This is a genomic window from Ruegeria sp. D3, assembly GCF_056534465.1.
The window spans coordinates 1-1,290 of record NZ_JBQFPK010000049.1; the positions used below are offsets into that span (position 1 = coordinate 1).

Consider the following 1,290-nt stretch of genomic DNA (forward strand, 5'->3'; position numbering starts at 1 on the left):
GTGGTGATGGCGATGACACGCTGCAGGGCGGCGGGGGCAATGACTGGCTGCATGGCGGTGCAGGTGCGGATGTTCTGGATGGCGGCGCGGGCCAGGATGGGGCCGGGTATTGGGACGCGGCCTCCGGCGTGACGGTTGATCTGGGCGATGCGGGGGACAACACGGGTGACGCAGCGGATGATAGTTTTGTGTCGATCGAGAATCTCGCGGGATCCGCTCATGCAGATTTGCTGTATGGGGATGAGGCCAATAACAGTCTGTGGGGTCTGGGCGGAGACGACGCGCTGCATGGCGGCGCCGGTAATGATTGGCTGATAGGCGGTGGTGGCAACGACGCGCTGACCGGGGGTGCGGGAGACGATGTCTTCGTCTTTGATCCCGGTTTTGGCGAGGATATCATAACCGATTTTGTGGCTGGTATTGCGACGTTGGATGTCATCGCGTTCAGGGGTGTCCCCAACCTGGCCTCCTATGCAGAAGTGCTGAACAAGGCGGCGGATGATGGCACCGATACGACCATCACGCTGGATACGGACAACAGCATTGTCCTGAAGAATGTGGTCGTGTCGGACCTGTCCTCCGACGACTTCCGGTTTTACGCGTAAAGACCACAACGCATGGTGTCGCAATCACGCACCCAGGACGGGCTTGTTGCGGAGTGCCTTCAGGCACTCCGTTCTACGCTCGCAGGTGTTGGCCTGCTCAGCCTGCCGATCAATCTCCTGATGCTCAACAGTTTGAATTGGAGAACGTAATGACCGTTATGAACAACACACCCGTTTTGGCAATTGCGTTGCCTGATCAGTCTTCCGCGGAAGTTGAGGCTGTGAGCTTTGTCCTGCCAGCGCATGCGTTCACGGATGTGGATGGCGATGCGCTGACCTTAAGCGCAAAGCTTGTTGATGGTACGGCCCTGCCGGACTGGTTGGTGTTTGATGCGGTTGCGGGGCGTTTCTCGGGCATACCGCCCCGGGACGTCCATGGGACATTGATTGTCATGGTAACGGCCAGCGACGGACCTCTTTGCGCAAGCAGCACCTTTGCGCTTGAGATTACGCCTGTCGACGATACACCAGCCGCGATTGATGGGAGTGTTGGCGCGAGCGCGTTCAGCATCAACGAATTCACCAATAGTTCGCAATTCTACTCGAGCGTTACAGCCCTCGCCATTGGTGGCGGGGGCGATGATTATCTCTATGGTGGTGATGGCGATGACACGCTGCAGGGCGGCGGGGGCAATGACTGGCTGCATGGCGGTGCAGGTGCGGATGTTCTGGATGGCGGCGCGGG

General features: G+C 59.1%; 2 protein-coding genes. Both read left to right on the plus strand.

Annotation, left to right across the window (positions count from 1 at the left end; translation table 11 throughout):
• Nucleotides 1-605: calcium-binding protein (locus ACR0DX_RS22730; RefSeq protein ID WP_480847547.1), on the plus strand; the 605-nt coding region annotated here is incomplete at its 5' end.
• Nucleotides 606-754: 149 nt separating this feature from the next.
• A partial coding sequence (locus ACR0DX_RS22735; protein ID WP_480847549.1) for a putative Ig domain-containing protein occupies nucleotides 755-1,290 on the plus strand: 536 nt, incomplete at its 3' end.